General features: G+C 61.2%; 19 protein-coding genes. 14 read left to right on the top strand and 5 right to left on the bottom strand.

Translation table 11 applies throughout. The annotated features are described in order from the left end of the window. Nucleotides 1–81: 81 nt before the first annotated feature. Both FPZ54_RS08800 and FPZ54_RS08805 read left to right on the top strand, forming a co-directional pair. A complete protein-coding gene (locus FPZ54_RS08800) occupies nt 82–1311 on the top strand; it encodes a tyrosine-type recombinase/integrase (protein ID WP_145846489.1) in 1230 nt (409 codons plus the stop codon). Nucleotides 1312–1645: 334 nt separating this feature from the next. Then, nucleotides 1646–2707, top strand: a complete 1062-nt coding sequence (locus tag FPZ54_RS08805; RefSeq protein ID WP_145846490.1) for a sensor histidine kinase — start codon at nt 1646–1648, stop codon at nt 2705–2707. A 54-nt stretch (nt 2708–2761) separates the two neighbouring features. On the opposite strand, the gene FPZ54_RS08810 is transcribed toward FPZ54_RS08805, so the two are convergent. Together FPZ54_RS08810 and FPZ54_RS08815 are read right to left on the bottom strand one after the other, a co-directional pair. Continuing rightward, nucleotides 2762–3142, bottom strand: coding sequence for a DNA-binding transcriptional response regulator (locus tag FPZ54_RS08810; protein ID WP_145846492.1), 381 nt, complete (start codon nt 3140–3142; stop codon nt 2762–2764). After that, a complete protein-coding gene (locus tag FPZ54_RS08815) occupies nt 3142–3546 on the bottom strand; it encodes a response regulator (RefSeq protein WP_145849653.1) in 405 nt (134 codons plus the stop codon). The genes FPZ54_RS08810 and FPZ54_RS08815 overlap by 1 nt, the downstream gene beginning before the upstream one ends. 247 nt (nt 3547–3793) lie before the next feature. Between FPZ54_RS08815 and FPZ54_RS19815 the strand changes: the two genes are divergently transcribed. After that, on the top strand, nt 3794–3943 hold the full coding sequence (locus FPZ54_RS19815) for a hypothetical protein (protein WP_186456970.1): 150 nt from the start codon (nt 3794–3796) through the stop codon (nt 3941–3943). Between the two features lie 159 nt (nt 3944–4102). Here the strand turns inward: FPZ54_RS19815 and FPZ54_RS08825 are convergent, their stop codons facing one another. Continuing rightward, on the bottom strand, nt 4103–4987 hold the full coding sequence (locus tag FPZ54_RS08825) for a sigma-70 family RNA polymerase sigma factor (RefSeq protein ID WP_145849655.1): 885 nt from the start codon (nt 4985–4987) through the stop codon (nt 4103–4105). Nucleotides 4988–5174: 187 nt separating this feature from the next. Between FPZ54_RS08825 and FPZ54_RS08830 the strand changes: the two genes are divergently transcribed. From FPZ54_RS08830 to FPZ54_RS08840, 3 genes are all read left to right on the top strand, one after another. Further along, a complete protein-coding gene (locus FPZ54_RS08830) occupies nt 5175–5630 on the top strand; it encodes a carboxymuconolactone decarboxylase family protein (protein WP_186456971.1) in 456 nt (151 codons plus the stop codon). A gap of 27 nt (nt 5631–5657) precedes the next feature. Beyond that, a complete protein-coding gene (locus FPZ54_RS08835; RefSeq protein ID WP_145846493.1) occupies nt 5658–6137 on the top strand; it encodes a carboxymuconolactone decarboxylase family protein in 480 nt (159 codons plus the stop codon). 226 nt (nt 6138–6363) lie between these two features. After that, nucleotides 6364–6762 (top strand): VOC family protein, encoded by a 399-nt coding sequence (locus tag FPZ54_RS08840; protein ID WP_145846495.1) that lies wholly within the window; start codon nt 6364–6366, stop codon nt 6760–6762. Nucleotides 6763–6766: 4 nt separating this feature from the next. On the opposite strand, the gene FPZ54_RS08845 is transcribed toward FPZ54_RS08840, so the two are convergent. Next, complete coding sequence (locus tag FPZ54_RS08845; protein WP_145846496.1) at nt 6767–7315, bottom strand: shikimate kinase; 549 nt, start codon at nt 7313–7315, stop codon at nt 6767–6769. A gap of 155 nt (nt 7316–7470) precedes the next feature. On the opposite strand from FPZ54_RS08845, the gene FPZ54_RS08850 reads away from it, so the two are divergent. The 5 genes from FPZ54_RS08850 to FPZ54_RS08870 all read left to right on the top strand — a co-directional run bounded on the left by FPZ54_RS08850 (nt 7471) and on the right by FPZ54_RS08870 (nt 12596). After that, complete coding sequence (locus FPZ54_RS08850) at nt 7471–8013, top strand: AAA family ATPase (protein WP_145846498.1); 543 nt, start codon at nt 7471–7473, stop codon at nt 8011–8013. A gap of 369 nt (nt 8014–8382) precedes the next feature. After that, complete coding sequence (locus tag FPZ54_RS20035; protein ID WP_222428361.1) at nt 8383–8802, top strand: hypothetical protein; 420 nt, start codon at nt 8383–8385, stop codon at nt 8800–8802. A gap of 354 nt (nt 8803–9156) precedes the next feature. Further along, complete coding sequence (locus FPZ54_RS08860; protein ID WP_145846499.1) at nt 9157–10080, top strand: TIR domain-containing protein; 924 nt, start codon at nt 9157–9159, stop codon at nt 10078–10080. 147 nt (nt 10081–10227) lie between these two features. Further along, entirely contained in the window at nt 10228–11820 is a 1593-nt protein-coding gene (locus tag FPZ54_RS08865) for an adenylate/guanylate cyclase domain-containing protein (RefSeq protein WP_145846500.1), read from the top strand. After that, nucleotides 11817–12596 (top strand): E2 domain-containing protein, encoded by a 780-nt coding sequence (locus FPZ54_RS08870; RefSeq protein WP_338419562.1) that lies wholly within the window; start codon nt 11817–11819, stop codon nt 12594–12596. Before FPZ54_RS08865 ends, FPZ54_RS08870 begins: the two co-directional genes overlap by 4 nt. Nucleotides 12597–12734: 138 nt before the next feature. Here the strand turns inward: FPZ54_RS08870 and traA are convergent, their stop codons facing one another. Further along, nucleotides 12735–15638 (bottom strand): Ti-type conjugative transfer relaxase TraA, encoded by a 2904-nt coding sequence (traA, locus tag FPZ54_RS08875; protein ID WP_145846503.1) that lies wholly within the window; start codon nt 15636–15638, stop codon nt 12735–12737. Between the two features lie 171 nt (nt 15639–15809). Here traA and FPZ54_RS08880 point away from each other — a divergent pair, with 171 nt between their 5' ends. Genes FPZ54_RS08880 through FPZ54_RS19820 form a run of 3 tightly spaced genes read left to right on the top strand, consistent with a single transcriptional unit; the run spans nt 15810 to nt 16543 of the window. Then, nucleotides 15810–16130: a conjugal transfer protein TraD gene (locus FPZ54_RS08880; RefSeq protein WP_145846504.1), complete on the top strand. Its 321-nt coding sequence runs from the start codon at nt 15810–15812 to the stop codon at nt 16128–16130. Between the two features lie 19 nt (nt 16131–16149). Continuing rightward, a complete protein-coding gene (locus FPZ54_RS08885; protein WP_239019769.1) occupies nt 16150–16377 on the top strand; it encodes a conjugal transfer protein TraD in 228 nt (75 codons plus the stop codon). 7 nt (nt 16378–16384) lie between these two features. Further along, nucleotides 16385–16543 carry a DUF6771 family protein gene (locus FPZ54_RS19820; RefSeq protein ID WP_186456972.1) on the top strand — a complete coding sequence of 53 codons (159 nt, stop codon included), beginning with the start codon at nt 16385–16387 and terminating at the stop codon, nt 16541–16543. Nucleotides 16544–16576: the final 33 nt, after the last annotated feature.

Here is a 16576-nt window from a genome sequence, read left to right on the forward strand (position 1 = left end):
TCGGTGAAAAGCCACTCCATACCAACAATCTGATGGTATATCTGATGGCACGACGCCGGTCGCTTCGATGGAGATACCATCATGGCGTTGTCGGTTGTGGCAATCAAAGCGGCCAAGAGTCGCGACAAGGCGTACAAGCTCAGCGATAGCGACGGGCTCTACCTGCTCGTGACGCCTGCGGGCGGTCGCTACTGGCGAATGAACTACCGTCATCTGGGAAAGCAGAAGACCCTCGCATTCGGCGTGTGGCCCGAAACCGGGCTCGCCGAGGCGCGCGCCGAGCGCGACGCGGCACGTAAGGTACTCGCGCGCGGCGATGATCCAGCCGAGCGGATCAAGCTCGATCGGATCGCAGCGGCGGTAGCTGCCTCGAACAGCTTTGAAGCTGTGGCCGACGAATGGCTGTCCAAGGTCGAGAAGGAAGGACGCTCATCCGTCACGATGAAGAAGCTGCGCTGGCTGCTGGGGTTCATCAACGCAGCGATCGGCAAACGCCCCATCGCCTCTATCTCCGCGCAGGAGCTTTTGCTGATGCTCCGCAAGATGGAAGGCAAAGGCCGCTACGAGACCGCCAAGCGGCTGCGCAGCACCTGCTCGCAGGTGTTCCGATACGCCATCGCGACGGCGCGTGCCGACCGGGATGTCGCAAGCGACCTGCGCGGCGCGCTGATCGTGCCGAAGCATGTCCATCGTGCCGCCATCACGACACCCCGAGAGGCTGGCGCGCTGCTGCGTTCGATCGACGCGTTCAAGGACAGCCCCAATGTCCACGCGGCATTGCGGCTATTGCCGCATGTGTTCGTCCGCCCGGGTGAGCTGCGCTTCGCCGAATGGGCCGATATCGACCTCGACAAGGCCGTCTGGACGATCCCGGCGCACAAGACGAAGATGCGGCGCGCTCACAGCGTCCCCCTCTCCCGCCAGTCGCTCGCCATCCTCCGCTCAATCGAGCATGACGCGGCCGATAAAGGCTTCCTATTTCCGTCGCGAACATCAGCCGATCGACCGATGTCGGAGAACACGATCAACGCCGCCCTGCGCCGGATGGGCTATGCTCAGGATCAGATGACCGGACACGGCTTCCGGGCGATGGCTGCAACCCTACTCAATGAAATGGGTCTGTGGCACGCTGACGCGATCGAGAGACAGCTCGCCCACTGCGACAACAACGCGGTTCGCCGCGCCTACACCCGCGGCGAGTATTGGGACGAACGCGTGCGCATGATGCAGCACTGGTCCGACCATCTCGATTTCCTCCGAGATGGTGCGACTGTGCTCACGGGCAAATTTGCGCGGGCGGACTGCTCTTAGCGCAGCGATGCTTGGTCAGCGGTAGCAGCCGGTCGTTTGCCATGAACTCGCCGGACTGACGGCTATGCGCCTCAAAAGACGCCGTCGGGCAGGATTAGCACCACTCATGAAACCAGTCGTTGAAGCGCTATCGAAGGCGCAGTTTCTCGGCCTAGATATTCGCCCCTGCCCCGGCATACACGTCCCACCTCGCGTCGGCGTCGGAATAGTAGGAAGGTTAGACGCGCGTGTGCTACAATGCGCGTAAGGTCGAGTCCGCCAGTCACAATGCGTACGGCCGCGCGCCCTACTTGGGACTTCATTCTGGAGAACCTACGGGCGGGAAGGACTCCATATGCCTGCAGCAACGCCCGAAACTCCCCAGCTGAGCCTGAATCTTGCGATGGCCGTTGTTGCCTCATCACACGCACCAGTGTTGTTGCTGGACGCGAATCGTGTGGTGGTGGGTGCCAGCCAAGCCTTCTGCGATGCGTTCGACATCGACCCCGACACGGTCATGGGCCAAGAGTTTTCGAAGCTGGGTGGAGGCGAGTGGGCTGTCGCTCAGCTCCAATCCCTGATGAAGGCGACCGCATCTGGCCTGGCCGAGGTGAAGAACTACGAATTCGACCTGAAGCGGGAGGGCCGCGCGGCGCGCTGTCTGGTCCTCAACGCCCACAAGCTCAATTACGGCGAGGGCGAACCCATCCGGCTGTTGCTCGCTATTGCCGACGTTACCGACGCTCGCATCGCTGAAAAGATGACTGAGGATCTGATTCGAGACAAAGGAACCCTGCTCCAGGAGTTGCAGCACCGTGTCGCCAACAGTCTGCAGATCATCGCCAGCGTATTGATGCAGAGCGCAAAGCGGGTGCAGTCGGACGAGGCGCGCAAGCATCTCCACGAAGCCCACCACCGCGTCATGTCGGTTGCCGCCATCCAGAAGCAGCTCGCCGTCTCCTCGATCGACCGTGTCAGCCTGAAGCCCTATTTGACCCAGCTGTGCGAAAGCATTGGCGCATCGATGATCCACGACCCCGACCAGATCAGCCTCGAGGTCTCCAGCGACGAGAGCCGCGTCAGTGCCGAAGTATCGGTCAGCCTTGGTCTCATCGTCACCGAACTGGTTATCAACGCACTGAAGCATGCGTTTCCCGAAGGGCGACAGGGCAAGATCATAGTGGACTATGGTAGTGAGGGACCCGCCTGGACCCTATCGGTGGTGGACGATGGCGTTGGTATGCCGAAGGCGCCAACCCAAGCTGCAGCGAAGGCTGGCTTAGGCACGAACATCGTCCAGGCGCTCGCCAAGCAGCTGGAGGCGCGTATCACTATCTTCGACGCGGAACCCGGAACCGCAGTATCGCTGGAGCATGGCGATGCGGAGACTGAGGATTTGGCGCCTGAAGCCGTTTAGGGATGGCGAAGCTCCAACAGTAACTGTGGCGCGCCATCGTTCAGAGATGAGGCCTCAGCCCCTGTCGCGCGACGCGAGCATCCGGCGGATGCGGTTCAGTACCAGTTGATGGTCGTACGGCTTCGCAATATCAGGTCCTTGTTCGCAAAGATTGCCCGCCTTTTCGGCCGCCATATCGACGGAACCGGCGAGAACCACCGCGACACCGGGTTGAACCTCGCGGACCCAACTCGCGAGGGCAAAGCCTCCATCGCCCGCGGCATCCGCGAGAATGACATCGATCGAGCTGGCGGCGGCCTGGACATGCTGCCGCGCCTCCGTCGCGCCGCTCGCCTCGAGAACATGATAGCCGCATTCGCGGAGATACTCCGCCAGCGGGCTCCGGATCAGGATATCGGATTCGACCAAAAGAACGATGCGCTTGCTGTTGCCCATCAATCCTCTTGGCCTCGCGGTGCCACTCCGAGGGTCTTGAAGACGAGCGAAACTGCTTCCGCCAGTCGATAGGGTTTGGGGACAAATGCGCTCAGCTGGGTTACTGTGTCCGGCACGATGTTCCCTGAGGTCAGGATGACGGGAAGCGCCGGATTTGCAGCGCGCAGGGACGCGGCCAGAGCGATCCCGTTCATCGAGCCTGGCATCTGGATGTCCGAGAACACAAGATCGATGTTGCGGTTGACCTGCGCATAGGCGAGCGCCTCATCCGCGTTGGCTGCCTCCACGACGGTGAAACCCACGTCGCGCAATTCATCTGCGAGGAGCGAGCGTAGGAATGGCTCATCCTCGACGACGAGGACATAGATCGGCCAGACCTCGTCATCCCGTTCTAGCGCCTGCATTTTGTTGTTTGCCCCCTCTGTGGACATAAGACTCCTGCCGCGCGTCTAAAGTTCCTCTACTCTCGCATGGTCGTGCAGTGAACACAGGGTCGCATGATTACGATATGCCCGGCCGCACGCTAAACACCTTTGCTGCCGACAATCGTTAACAGCCGCCCCGCGCTCGAGGGATCAGGCAATATCAGCTTGTCGCTAAGCATCTTGCGGAAGTCCGTTTCGTCCAGAGTGGCACGGCGAAGAGATAGCCTTGGCCTACCGCGCAGCCGAGCGTCTGCATGATCGCGCGCTCGGCCTCGGTCTCGATGCCCTCTGCCGGTGCAAGTCGATCCATAGGTTCGACAGCCAGCACCGCACCGGACTGGTTGGGGATGGCGGCTATCTCGAGCTGATCGCCTGAAACCTGCCGATCTGCAATCGGCCCACAAGCTGCCGGACTGGTTTCGACGTGAACTGCCAGTCGGTAAAGCGCCCTAGTTTCCGCCGTTCGGACTCCTTTCTGGCATTCCTAAAAGCGGCCGTTCTGCGCGGTTCAGCGGCGGAGCCTTGATTGGTTGATCTAGCCGATCATGTTGCCTGCCAGATGCTGCAACTTGTCAGGATTACGAACGATGTAGATTGCCGCGATCTTGCCGCCGCGTATATCGAGCGCGGTGGTCTGCACGAGGCCGCGGTCGACGCTGATGTAGCCAGGCAGACCATCGATTTCCGCAGTGCGCAGCAGTTCGGCGACCGGAGCGTTCTTGCGCCGCAGTCCAGCGAACAAGCGCAGCGCGCGATCAACACCGCGAATAACGTTGCGGAAGGCCAAGACCTTTCCGCCGCCGTCCGAGTGGATCTCGACATCTTGGGCAAGCAGCGATGCGAGCGAAGCAGTATCCCCATCGCGTGCGGCGACGAAGAATGCCTGTGTAATCCGGCTTGCCTCGGCTGCTTCCACGCTGAAACGCGGCCGAGCGGCCTGGACATGCTTGCGCGCTCGAGACGCCAACTGACGCACCGCCGCTGGCTCGCGGCTGAGCGCGACAGCAACGTCGCTCAACGCAACGTCGAACACGTCGTGGAGCAGGAAGGCTGCGCGTTCCAGCGGCGACAGGCGCTCCATGGCAAGCATCAGCGTCACCGTGATATCGTCGGCAATCGTTTCATCGGGATCGATCGAGCCCACCAATGGGTCCGGCAACCACGGGCCGATGTAGGTTTCCCGGCGCGAACGAGCGGATTTAAGACGGTCGAGGCACAGTCGCGTGACGATCCGCGTCAAATAGGCGGCGGGTGAATCGACACTGCCGTCGACCTGCTCCCATTTGAGCCACGCATCCTGCACGACATCCTCAGCTTCGCTGAATGAACCGAGCATTCGATATGCCAAGCGGATAAGCCGCTTACGCTCGTGCTGGAAGTCAGCCAGGCGAGAGCTTGGTTCGATCGGATTTCCGGCCATCTCCACGCTGTCGATCCTCGTCATCTTGTATAGCTCCGCTAGTCTCCTTGATCTGACGAGCCAGCCCGGCGCAGTGTGACATGATCGCTGCGAGAGCGAAAATTTCTTTGTTCATGTCACATCGCGGGAGCCCGCCTCGTCAGTGCAGCGAGCGTCGACTGGGCGCTGCTGCGAAAGGAACGATGGCATGAACGAGATCAAGCGCCTGGTTTGGCATGAAGTGGCGCCGAAGGGCGCTCAGGCACTGTTCGGCGTGCATCACTACATCACGACCGACACCAATCTGCCAGAAGAGATGATCCACCTCGTGTTCCTGCGTGTGTCGCAGATCAACGGCTGCGCACATTGCATCGACTTGCATACGCGCGACCTGCTCAAGACGATGCCGCTCGACAAAGTAGTGCTGCTGCCGGTCTGGGCTGAGGTGCCGCACCTGTTCGATCCGCAATATCGCGCAGCGCTTGCCTGGGCCGAGGAGGTCACGCGGGTCAGCGAAACCCATGCTGCGGACGAGGCTTATGCCGCCGCAGCGGCAGCGTTCGAGCCGCGCGACCTAGTCGACCTGACGATCGCAATCGCGGCGATGAACGCCTTCAATCGCCTTGGCGCGCCATTCCGCTTGCCGGCGAAAGCCAGGCCCTGACCCTCTCCGACAGATTGGACCAAAACGATGACCGAAAGACTGAACCACATGCGGCAAGTACCGGCGCTGACGCAGAAGCTGACGGAGCTCACCTTCGCACTCAAGAAGGGCACGGTCGAGCAGACAATCCTGAGCTTCGTCGAGATTCGCGCGTCACAGCTCAATAGCTGCGCCTTCTGCCTCGATATGCACATCAAGCAAGCAAAGCTCCACAACGAGCGCGAGCTTCGTATCCACCACGTCGCGATCTGGCGTGAGTCGACTTTGTTCAATGATCGTGAGCGTGCCGCGCTGGAATGGACTGAAGCGCTGACCCGGCTGTCCCCGCACGGAGTGTCGGACGAAATCTACGCTGCGGTGCGTGCACAGTTTTCGGAAGATGAGCTGGTCTATCTCACCTACATGGTGATGGTGATCAATGCCTGGAACCGTGCCTCAATCGCGTTCCAGTCGGTGCCCGGCTCACAGGACAAAGCCTTTGGGCTGGACAAGGCGGGCTTATCCTAATCGGAAGTGCCCGGTCCTGCTCAAGCGAACGATTATCGACACGTCGGCATTCCGCCCCAATATCGGGCATTCAGCGCCGCCCCGCCGGTTCCCAAAAGCGGAAGAACCTTCGGCTGGGCCGTGCACGGGAGCCTATCGTCCCGACATCAGGCATTCCTCAGTTTAGGTGCCGCTGCCAGAAGCTGCCGAGCGCGAGAGTGCGCGTTTGATAGGTGGAGCCGAATTGATGCCGCAGCGACTGAATTTAACCGCGCTTTTAGTCGATGAGTACGACAGGGCGCTTTCCTTCTATGTAGGTACACTGGGCTTTGAACTGCGCGAAGATACACCCCTCACGCCGGAAAAGCGTTGGGTGGTCGTAGCTCCGTCTGGATCTGCAAACGGCCTCCTCCTCGCACGCGCCGCAGACGACCGACAACGCGAGGCGATCGGTAACCAGAGTGGGGGTCGCGTGTTCCTGTTTCTCGAAACCGACGACTTTGAACGTGACCACCGCGCGTATACAGAGCGAGGCGTCCGGTTCACTGAGCCTGCCCGGAATGAGCCGTACGGGAAAGTCGCCGTGTTCGAGGACATCTACGGCAATCGATGGGACCTGATCCAACCAAGCTCCACCGATGGGTAACGCTTCAGCTGGCGGACGTTCTGGAGGATGCGGTCACAATGCGAACGATCGCGTCGGCTGCTTCGGTTGGCGGAAGCGCCGCTGTGTCGATGCGTAGCGCCGGTTCAGGCATCGATTTCATGCAAGCGACCATCGAAGGCCTAAGCTCACGAAGCACGTCCAACGAGCGCAGCTTGCCAAACCGCTCGCGCGAGGGGTTCACAAGGCGTCGCTCTTGCTCTGTTTCGTCCAGCTCGAGCGCGATATAAGTGACCTGTCCTCCGGCGTCGGCAACCATGCTCGAAACGCGGGATGCGAAATCTAAGGGGACACTGGGTTCTGGTGCGAATGTGAAAATCAACGATCGCCCCGAAATGGCTGCGGCGGAGATCGTCTCTAACCAGAATCGCTGCCTTAGACGGACGAATTCGGGCGAGCCGAAAGGAAATACGGCGCCGACGGCATCCACGATCAGGTGATTGTGGAACAGGGGTAAGCCCATCCGCTCAGCTACTAGCCGGCCGATCGTCAGCTTGCCGCTGGCAAGGGGCCCATAGATGAAGATCAAGCGCATTACGATGCGGTACCAGCGTCGTCGAAACCCTTCCACCTGCGAGTGAAAATGACAGCTATTGCCGGTTTGAAATACAAGAGCCGTTCCTCACCTACCTACCCACGCACGGACATCTCGCCTCCGGGGCGGGCTTCCTGGCAGCGGAGGCGCTGACAATGAATAGCGGATCTCGCCATGTGATCCTCTCCGGCTGCTCCGGTGCGGGAAAATCCACCCTCCTCAACGAACTCGCCTACCGGGGCTTTGATACGGTGACGGAACCTGGCCGCCGTATTGTGATCGAGGAGCTCCGCGGTGACGGCAAGGCCCTCCCTTGGGTGGATCCGGCTGCTTTTGCGACACGTGCCATCGAAGTTGCTGTCCAAGACCTCCGACTTTCTGGCGACGGGAGTAGCTGGACATTTTTTGATCGTAGCCTCGTTGACGCGGCCGTGGCACTTCAACATGCGACGGGCCATGTGGCGTCGGTCACGCTGGCCCCTTTCCCACGCTATCATCGGCGCGTCTTTTTGACGCCTCCATGGCCGGAGATTTACTTGCAAGATCAGGAGCGCCAGCATGGCATGGAAGAAGCCGTTGCTGAATACGATCGCCTGCTGAGGGCTTACAGCGATCTTGGCTACGACCCGCTGGTCCTTCCAAAGACCACAGTCAGCGAACGGGCCTCCTTCGTTTTAAGCCGGCTTGAAGAGCTGTAGCGTCAGCTTTCCACCTGCGGATCTCTGAAATCCGCCAGTCCGCTTCCGGCCCAGTTTCCGCCATTTCCTCATGCGATCTGGGGGCGACCGGCTTTGGGCCGTTTCCTGACTGGCAGCTTTGAAAGTGAATATCATGCGACACGGTCACTCTAGCGAGAGCAACAGTTGCCCATCGCTCGCACCGTGCTGCTCCTAGTTTGGTGGGACGAGAAGGCCAATACGCACAAAACTCAACACAATGTTCGCTAACGGCAAGGCAGCAGCGGAAGGCCGAACAATGCAGGCGGAGCGCGAACGCGATCAGCTCTCGAACCTCGTGTATCATACCTTGAGCATCGACGACGTGGTGCTAGAACAAGCGCTGTGTCTGTGAACGAAGAATTTTTGAAGGATCGTGTCGATACGCTGTTCGGCACCACCTTTAACGAACGGGATGGGCGGGTCGTACCCACCACTGCGGATGTCGCGTTGAAAGACGGCGCTGTCAAAATCGACGCGACGTTTCTGTATGCGGATTTAGCGGGCTCGGCCCACTTGTCATCCGTGTGCCCATGGTCGACGACTGCGAAGATCATTCGAGCGTTCTTGGACTGCTCGACTAGGCTGATCGTAAAGCACGGGGGTGCTATTAGGAGCTTTGACGGCGATCGTGTGATGGGGGTTTTCATCGGCGACGCAAAGAACAGCAGTGCCGCGATCTGTGGGCGCGAGATTCACTGGACAGTGCGTAAGATCATTAGTCCGAAGGCTCGCGATAAGTTTAATTCGATAAAGAACAACTACATTTGAGATTCGTAATTGTTCTGGAATTGACACGGGCGAAGTGAGGGCGGTCCGCTCGGGAATTAGAGACAACAACGATCTCATTTGGGTGGGAAAAGCGGCCAGCTTCTCGGCCAAGCTTTCGGACGTTCGAGACGCAGGCTTCCATACGTATATTTCAAGCCGTGTTTACAACAAGCTGAATGAGAAGGCGAAACAGGATGGTGATGGCAAAAATGCTTGGTCATCTACGCAGTTTAGCTTCGCGGGGAACACGGAGACTGTGTACAAAACCAATCACTGGAGGAAGCCATAGCATCGTCGCAAGGCCGGCACGGATGACTACGAGGCTTCTTTGACGATATATTGGGGGGAGTTCAGTTGAGTGGATTGATCGACCGTTTTCAAGGTGACGCTGGACGCGGCAACCTGATCGACGCCATGCTGCAGCAGCAGATCGTGAGCGGCAATCGAGCTCTCGCTGAAGAACTCGCGGATCGCGCTGAGCTCATCGAAGTCGCTGAAGGCGAGGCAATCATCAAGCAGGGCGCCGACGACAACGACCTTTATTTGGTCATAGGAGGCATCTTCAGGATCGTCGTCAACGGTCGCGATGTCGCGACGCGTGGGCGAGGTGACCACGTTGGTGAGATGGTAGTCGTCGAGCCCTCGCAACGGCGTTCTGCGGATGTTGTGGCGTCCGAACCGGCGTTGGTGGCGAAGCTTAACTACGCCGACACAACCGATCTCGCCTCAAAGCATTCCGACATCTACCGCGTGATAGCCAGAACGCTCGCCCGACGGCTGCTCGAACGCAACAAGCTTGTAGGTCAGCACCGCGAGAAGATCAGGGTCTTCATCATCTCTTCGGTTGAGGCGCGAGACGTGGCGCGCAAAATACAGGACGCCTTGGCTCATGACGGCTTCGTCGTGCGTCTGTGGACGGACGACGTCTTCAAGGTCGCCAGCTATGCTATCGAGTCGCTGGAGACGGAACTCGATGATTCCGACTTCGCTGTAGCAGTCGCGCACAGCGACGACATGACACTCTTTCGTGGCCATGATTGGCCCGCGCCCCGGGACAACGTGGTCTTCGAGCTCGGCATGTTCATGGGGCGCCTCGGACGTAAGCGTGCCATCCTCATGGAACCTCGGGAAGAAAAGGTGAAACTTCCCAGCGACCTCGCAGGTGTCACCACGATTCCTTATGCCTATGAACCCGGAAAGGACGCAGCGGCGCTCATGGCCCCCGCGTGCAACGCCTTGCGTGACCACATCAAGGAACTGGGCCCTTTCAACGGATGATGCCCTTGCTGTGGCGATCATCCCCAGCGCTGTCCGGAATTTTCGATGCCCGCGTTTTCCTAGAACGCAATGTTCTGCTAACGTTCTATTTATTGTCGATTCGATACGCGGCCCGATACCGTGGTGACGCGAGTGGAGAAGATAGAAATGGCTTGGAACGAGGACCGTGCGCGGCAACGCATCGCAAAGTTCATGGAAAGCGTCCCCGAAGGCGACATCAAGGTCGAGGACTTCCGGACCTTTCTGAACGAGGCGAGAGTGCATAAAGGCTTCGCTGTCGACACCGCCATGCGAGCCGCGTTGCTGGACATCCCGCGGAACCGAGCCGTCACGACGAACGGGGTCCATGTCTACGCCAACCTCACCGACTTCAACGACGTCCTCACCGACGCGGGTAGAGAGACGCCGGCGAGCCACCAACGCGCGCTCGAATTCCTCCATGCCCACTACAGAGCCTGCGACGAGCTGATCGACGAGTTTGACATGCAACGGGTGGACTTCCACGGATCGCGGCTGCACGCGGTCGTACTCTCCCCGGACGGAGCTGACGCGGAAGGTGAGCGTGTCCGCGTCGCTGTGTCCTTCGCGGCTGCATTCCGCGAGATGGTGGAGCGGCTGGGTGACGACCATCCCAACTTCAAGACAGGTGTCTGCGTCGGCATCGACAGCGGCCCGGCAGTCGCGATCGATTCCGGACGAAGCGACGAGCGCGAACCATTGTTTATCGGAAGTCCGGCAAACCATGCCGCGAAGCTGGCAGACGGCGATGCTGAAGGCGTGAACCTCAGCAACAGGGCTGCCGCGGCGCTGGGACAGAACGCCGATTTGTTCAATGGCAGGGTGTTGCTGACTGAGGATGCCGAACGTGGCTATCTCGGTCAGGAGGTCATAACCGCGAACGTTCAGCGCAGCGTCAACGAACGCTTGGAGAAAGCTTATGCGGCAGTCACGGCGAACTTCGAGATGCGGAAGAGCAAGGACGGTGGTGAAGCCGTCTTCCACTTCCACCACAAGGAGCCCCCGCTGAAGGACGTCGACTACGCCGACCATCCGCCGAGCAACGCCATCCGAATGGACCTGGCGTCGATCTTCGCGGACGTGGACAACTTCACCGCCTACATCGACGGAGCAATAGCATCGGGACGGATCGCCGAGGCGGTCGCCAATCTCCACGTCATCCGCGCCGAGATGGGTGCGGTGCTGCGCGACGACTTCGGGGGGCGCAAGGTGCGCTACATCGGCGACTGCATCCATGGGCTCTTGGCTGAAGGCGACAAGGCACAGACCGACGCGATGGCAACTATGAAGTCGTCGGTGTCGGCTGCCGCCGGTCTGCGATCTTCCTTCGAGCTATGCCGCGAGATGCTTCCGGGCACCGAAAACCTGGGGCTGGCGATCGGTATTGAGTTCGGAAGCACACCCATATGCCGTCTGGGGTTGAGAGGAGAGGCCAGTGTCCGTGCGGCCGCCAGCAAGGCCACCTGCGTTTCCGAAGCCGAGCAGAGGCGTTGTGAGGGTCACCAGACCGCTCTTGGCGAAAGAGCGCTTCGGGAATCGCCCGCGACGGTCCGCGAGGCCTTTTCAACCGACCGGATCCTCGACAATCTCGACGTGGAGACGGCCGAGGTCCTTTTCGGTACTATGCCGTCCCCATATCTGAACACGGGCGCGGAATCCGATCCGATGCGAGCACACGAACCGGAGGCCGCCACGCCCATGCGAGCGCACGATCGGAGGTGAGGTCGGCACTCGGTTGGCTGGGCGACGCGGCCCCTGCCTGGTTCTCCATCGAAGACCTCAGTCGACAGGCGCTTGTGGGGCGCGCACGTCCGCCCAAGGCACCCTGGCGGGACGGCCTCCATCTACGTATCTTCGGCGACACGAAGCCGAAGGTGTGCGAGATGGTTCCGGGCACGGATCTGCCAGCACGGTGCCCCGAAAGACACGTCCAGTTCGACAAGACGTTCTGCCTCGGCCTGCGCTATCTGACGGTTCGATCTGTTTCCGATGCCGAGAACTGGTGGACGCAGCTCCATCAGTTCATCCGCTGCCAGATGGTCGCGGAGAGGACGCGCGTTTGGCCTCCCAACCACGCCCTCGACCACGGGGATGCCGGCGAACATCACGAACGCGCACTCAAGCTGGCGAACGAGGCGGGGCTCGAAAACGAATACGCAGCGGCCAGGCTGGGCGAGCCCAGCTGGATCACCGAGCCCAAGCTGCACCTCTATGACCGGAAAGGTGATCCCATCAACGGAAGGGCACCATGCCCCCGTGGATGTCTGCGGCGTGCAAGAGGGCGCATGGTCCGCACGCTACGCACGGATTGCGACAAGCGTGCTCTCGTCGTGCAATTGGCTCTTGCCGAGAGCAAGCGACGTGTGGCGTTGGAAGAATACTGGCAGCACGTGATCGCGGAGGGTGTGCAATGCTGTAGGACTATGCGCGATTGCCGACTGGCCGTACACGAGGACGAAGCAGCCCGGAAAGCCGAAGAAGGCGATGACGTATCTTGAGGGGTTCGCAAGACCGTCGGCGGCATGACCAAAATACTCCCGTGTTTCTTGACCAGTCTGAACGAATGGCGGCTTTCGAGGTAAAATCGCAACCGCTCGAATGTCCAATATTAGGGCGCAAAGCTGACCCGAATGCCTTCATCGACCGATACCGCGGTCCCGGCCTCGCCCAAAGTCGATCCCGTGGTGGAATGCCAGCTCGGCACCCAGCCGGCGGCCGGTCTCAATCGAGATCCCCAACTGAGCCTTTCGACTCGCAAGGACGGATTCCATTTGCGGGTCGCGCTCAAGGCTTTGGGCCATCCCGGCCATTGCGTTCTGCGCTGATTTGCGGCCCGCGAGATCACCCGCCACGTATGCGCGCTGGGCTTGGACGGTGAGCGTCTTCCATCGCTCGACGAACTGGTCAGCGCGTCGGGCCGGGCTCGTGCGAAGCTCAGCTTCAAGCTGCATCGCCTGGTTGGTTCGCCTGAAGTCGCCGCCCGCCGCTTCGCGGGCAAGCCCCCGGTCCTTCCTGTATGCGTTTTCGAGGTCGACCGACGCGTGCTCGGTGATCCCATTTAGATCCTTGCGCGCCGCGCGAAGTTCATTCGCCTGCTCTGGGCTGGTCGCCTCGCCCTTGTCAAAGCTCTCGAAGATGCTGACCACCGCACGGGCGTGCCGTTGGACGACATTCCTGCGCGCCTGCCGCGCTTCGTCTTCAGTAAGCTTGGCCGGCTCGACAGGTCGTTGGACCGGAAGCCGCAGCCCGTCGAACATGCCCCTAACCTTCTCGGGCACCTTGCGCGCCAGTTCGGCGATGCGTCGGCGGAAGGCGATACCGCGCCGTTCGGCATATTGCCGCTCGGGCTCACGCGCGTAGTCGCTCGCCATATCCTTGGCGCGCTCGCGCGACAGCGTGCGGACAAACCTGCCCTGATCGGCAAAGTCGTCCTGCCCATAGTGCAGATCTACGCGGTCGCGATGGCGCGACAGCGCAACATAGGCCGAGTGGCTGTCCATGCCCGGTGTCGCGAGCACATGGGTGCAATCGACCGTCATGCCCTGCGCTTTGTGGACCGTGGCGGCGTAGCCGTGGTCGATGCTCGCATAATCCTTGATATCGAACGCGATCGACCGGCCATCGTCGAGTTGCACCGCCATGCGGACCTGGCTCGTGCTTTCCACGGTGCCCAGCGTTCCGTTTTTCACACCCAGGTCGCGCTCGTTCCGCAAGAACATGATGCGGTCGCCGGAAGCAAACTGGCGCTCCCCTCGCTCGGTGGCAATCGTCACATCTTCCCCAAGCGCGCCCGCGATGCGCAGTCGATCGCGGGCAGCGGTGTTGAGCGCCTGCACCTCGTCGCGCGTGTGGGTGAGGATGATGCGCGACGCGCCGGAGTCGGCGGCCCGGTCGCGATCCCAGCGTTCGATCAGCGTGCGGCGCGCGTCGTCCCGCGTCGCAGCGGCGTGCACCGCGTAATGCTCCTGATAGGCCTGGATTGCCTCGCCCGTGCGGCCGGTGGCAAGCTGCCGCGTCGCGTCGCGCTGCCAGTCTTCGCGCTGGCGGCGGACTTCGGTGATCTCGACGCTGCCATGTCGCTTGGCAAGCGAGCGAAACGCAGCGCCCGCCTCGATCGCCTGGAGCTGTTCGGGGTCACCGACCAGCACGATCTTAGCGCCGCGCTTCTCGGCTTCCGATATCACCCGCTCCATCTGCCGGGAACCGATCATCCCGGCCTCGTCGATCACCAGAATACGATTGTCCGTGAGCAGGTCTCTGCCCTGCCCCCATTGATGCTCGATCGAAGCGATCGTGCGCGACGCGATTCCCGACCCGCTTTCCAGATTCTCGGCAGCGATGCCCGACAAGGCGAGTCCCTGTACCTCGTAGCCAGCGTGACTCCACGCGTCGCGCGCGACACTCAACATGGCTGATTTTCCGGTGCCGGCGTAGCCTGTGACGATGGCAAGATCGTGCGGCGTAGAAATGTGATCGAGAGCGGCCTTTTGCTCTCCCCCGAGAACCAAGCCGTTCCTCCCGGCGGCGATGATGGCCTCGTTCAGCGTCGCCGTCGGGAGACTATGGCTTTCGCGATCGGCAAGGCGTTCGGCGCGGCTCATTAGGCGTTGCTCGACTTCGATCATCGCGCGGGAGGTGAACCGATCCTCGCCGCGCCCGTCCTTGCCCAACGCCACGAGATCGGCGGAGGCACGCACCGCGCTCATCGCCTGGTCGAACTGCTCCTTGCCATCGCTGTGCCGGTGAATGAACCGCGCAAGGTCGCGTGTCGTGAATGTTGCTTGGCTGTGGGTGATCGCGTCGAGCGCGATGCCGGGGTTGGCAATGATCTTGTCGCCATTGGCACGGGCGATTTCCAAGTGCTCTGCGGCGCGCTCGGACTCGAGACCCTGCGCCGCCATGCGCGACGCTGCCGGGCCGATCTTGTGCTGTGGCTCAAGGTCTATCCCCTGCGCTTCCAATGACCGGTGATCGATCCGCGCATCGATATCGAGCTCGGCAAGCCGGGCGTTGACGTGCTCGCTCCAGCGTTCGCGCCATTTCTCGAGCAGGTCGGTGCGGTTCCAGTCGCGGTTCTTCTTGCCGAACCCCTGCTCGCCAACCTCGCGCATGGTGAGCATGACATGCGCGTGCGGCTTCGCCAGTCCGTCGGCTCCGATATCCCAATGCACATTGAGATCGGCGATCATCCCGCGCTCGACGAACTCGTCGCGCACAAAGTCGCGGGCCAACTCGATGCCCAGCTCCTTCGTCATTTCGCGAGGGATTGCGAACTCGATCTCGCGCGCCAGCTGCGCGTCCTTGCGCAGCTCGGCAGCTTCGACCGCGTTCCACAGCGTCCCCCGGTCGGCAAACTCCTCGGATGCACCGTCAGGCAGCAGCACCTCGGAGTGGACGACGCCCGCCTTGTTCGAGAAGTCGTGGTGCCGGTCGAGCCGCTGATCGTGCAGCCGCGAGGCTGAGCGATACGCCGCCGAGGCCAGCGCGCTGGATCCGGCAGCACGCGAGATGATCTTTGCCGAGAAATGGTAGATCGCCATAGCGGCGATCCAATTACACCAAGCTAGCCACGTCGGCACGACGTATAAGCGCGCCCTCGAAAGAATTCATCTTTCTCGGGAAATAGTTGTCCCAAGATATTTCACGACGTTTGCGCTGATCGACGCAGTACCTAACTGACAGCTTCCACAATGACAATTGAGGAAGGTGTCATGCGCAAACCCCGCGACTATGATTCGGAACTGAAGGCGCTCGATGAGAAAGCAAGGATGCTCAAAGAGCGCCGGCTGCACCAACTCGGCGAGCTGGTGGTGGCGACCGGCGCTGACAGCTTGCCGGTCGAGCAGCTAGCAGGTGTTCTGCTCGCCGCTGCCGAGACGAATGATGCGGCAGCAAAGGAGGGCTGGCGCAAGCGCGGCGCGACCTTCTTTCAAGGATCGCGCAAGGCTCGCGGAAGCGCTGGCAGCGACACGCGCGGCGCTTCGACGAACCACGGCGATGCGCAATCGACGCAGCGCCAGGGCCGCGCGTGATGACAAGCGCGCCTGGGTAGTGAAGCGCCGCGAGCGCACGCGCCAGCTGATCGAACTTGGCGGACTCGTCGCCAAGGCCGGGCTGATCGAGCTTACTGATGACGATCGCGCGGTGATCTTCGGCATACTGGTCGATGCGGCAGCCAGCTTACGCAGCGAGGATCGGGACAAAGCGCTGCTGCTTTGGTGGCGTCGGGGCACGCGCGCATTCCAGGCGCTTGCTCCCGAGCGCGAACCCCGCGCATAGCCCGGCGATGACCGAAGACCTCGAAGCGACGATCCTCGCCTTTCTCAAGCGCGCGCCGGAGTGGGTCCGCCGCGATCTGACAGCGAAGGACCAAAGCGCCCGCACACAGGCTGAAGAAGCGTTCGCTGCGATGCTCGCCGATGCGCTGCGGCGTGCGGAGACCTGAAGAGTTCGCAGCGCCGGTTTGACATCGCATCGG

The organism is Sphingomonas suaedae (assembly GCF_007833215.1).
Classification (GTDB): Bacteria; Pseudomonadota; Alphaproteobacteria; order Sphingomonadales; family Sphingomonadaceae; genus Sphingomonas; species Sphingomonas suaedae.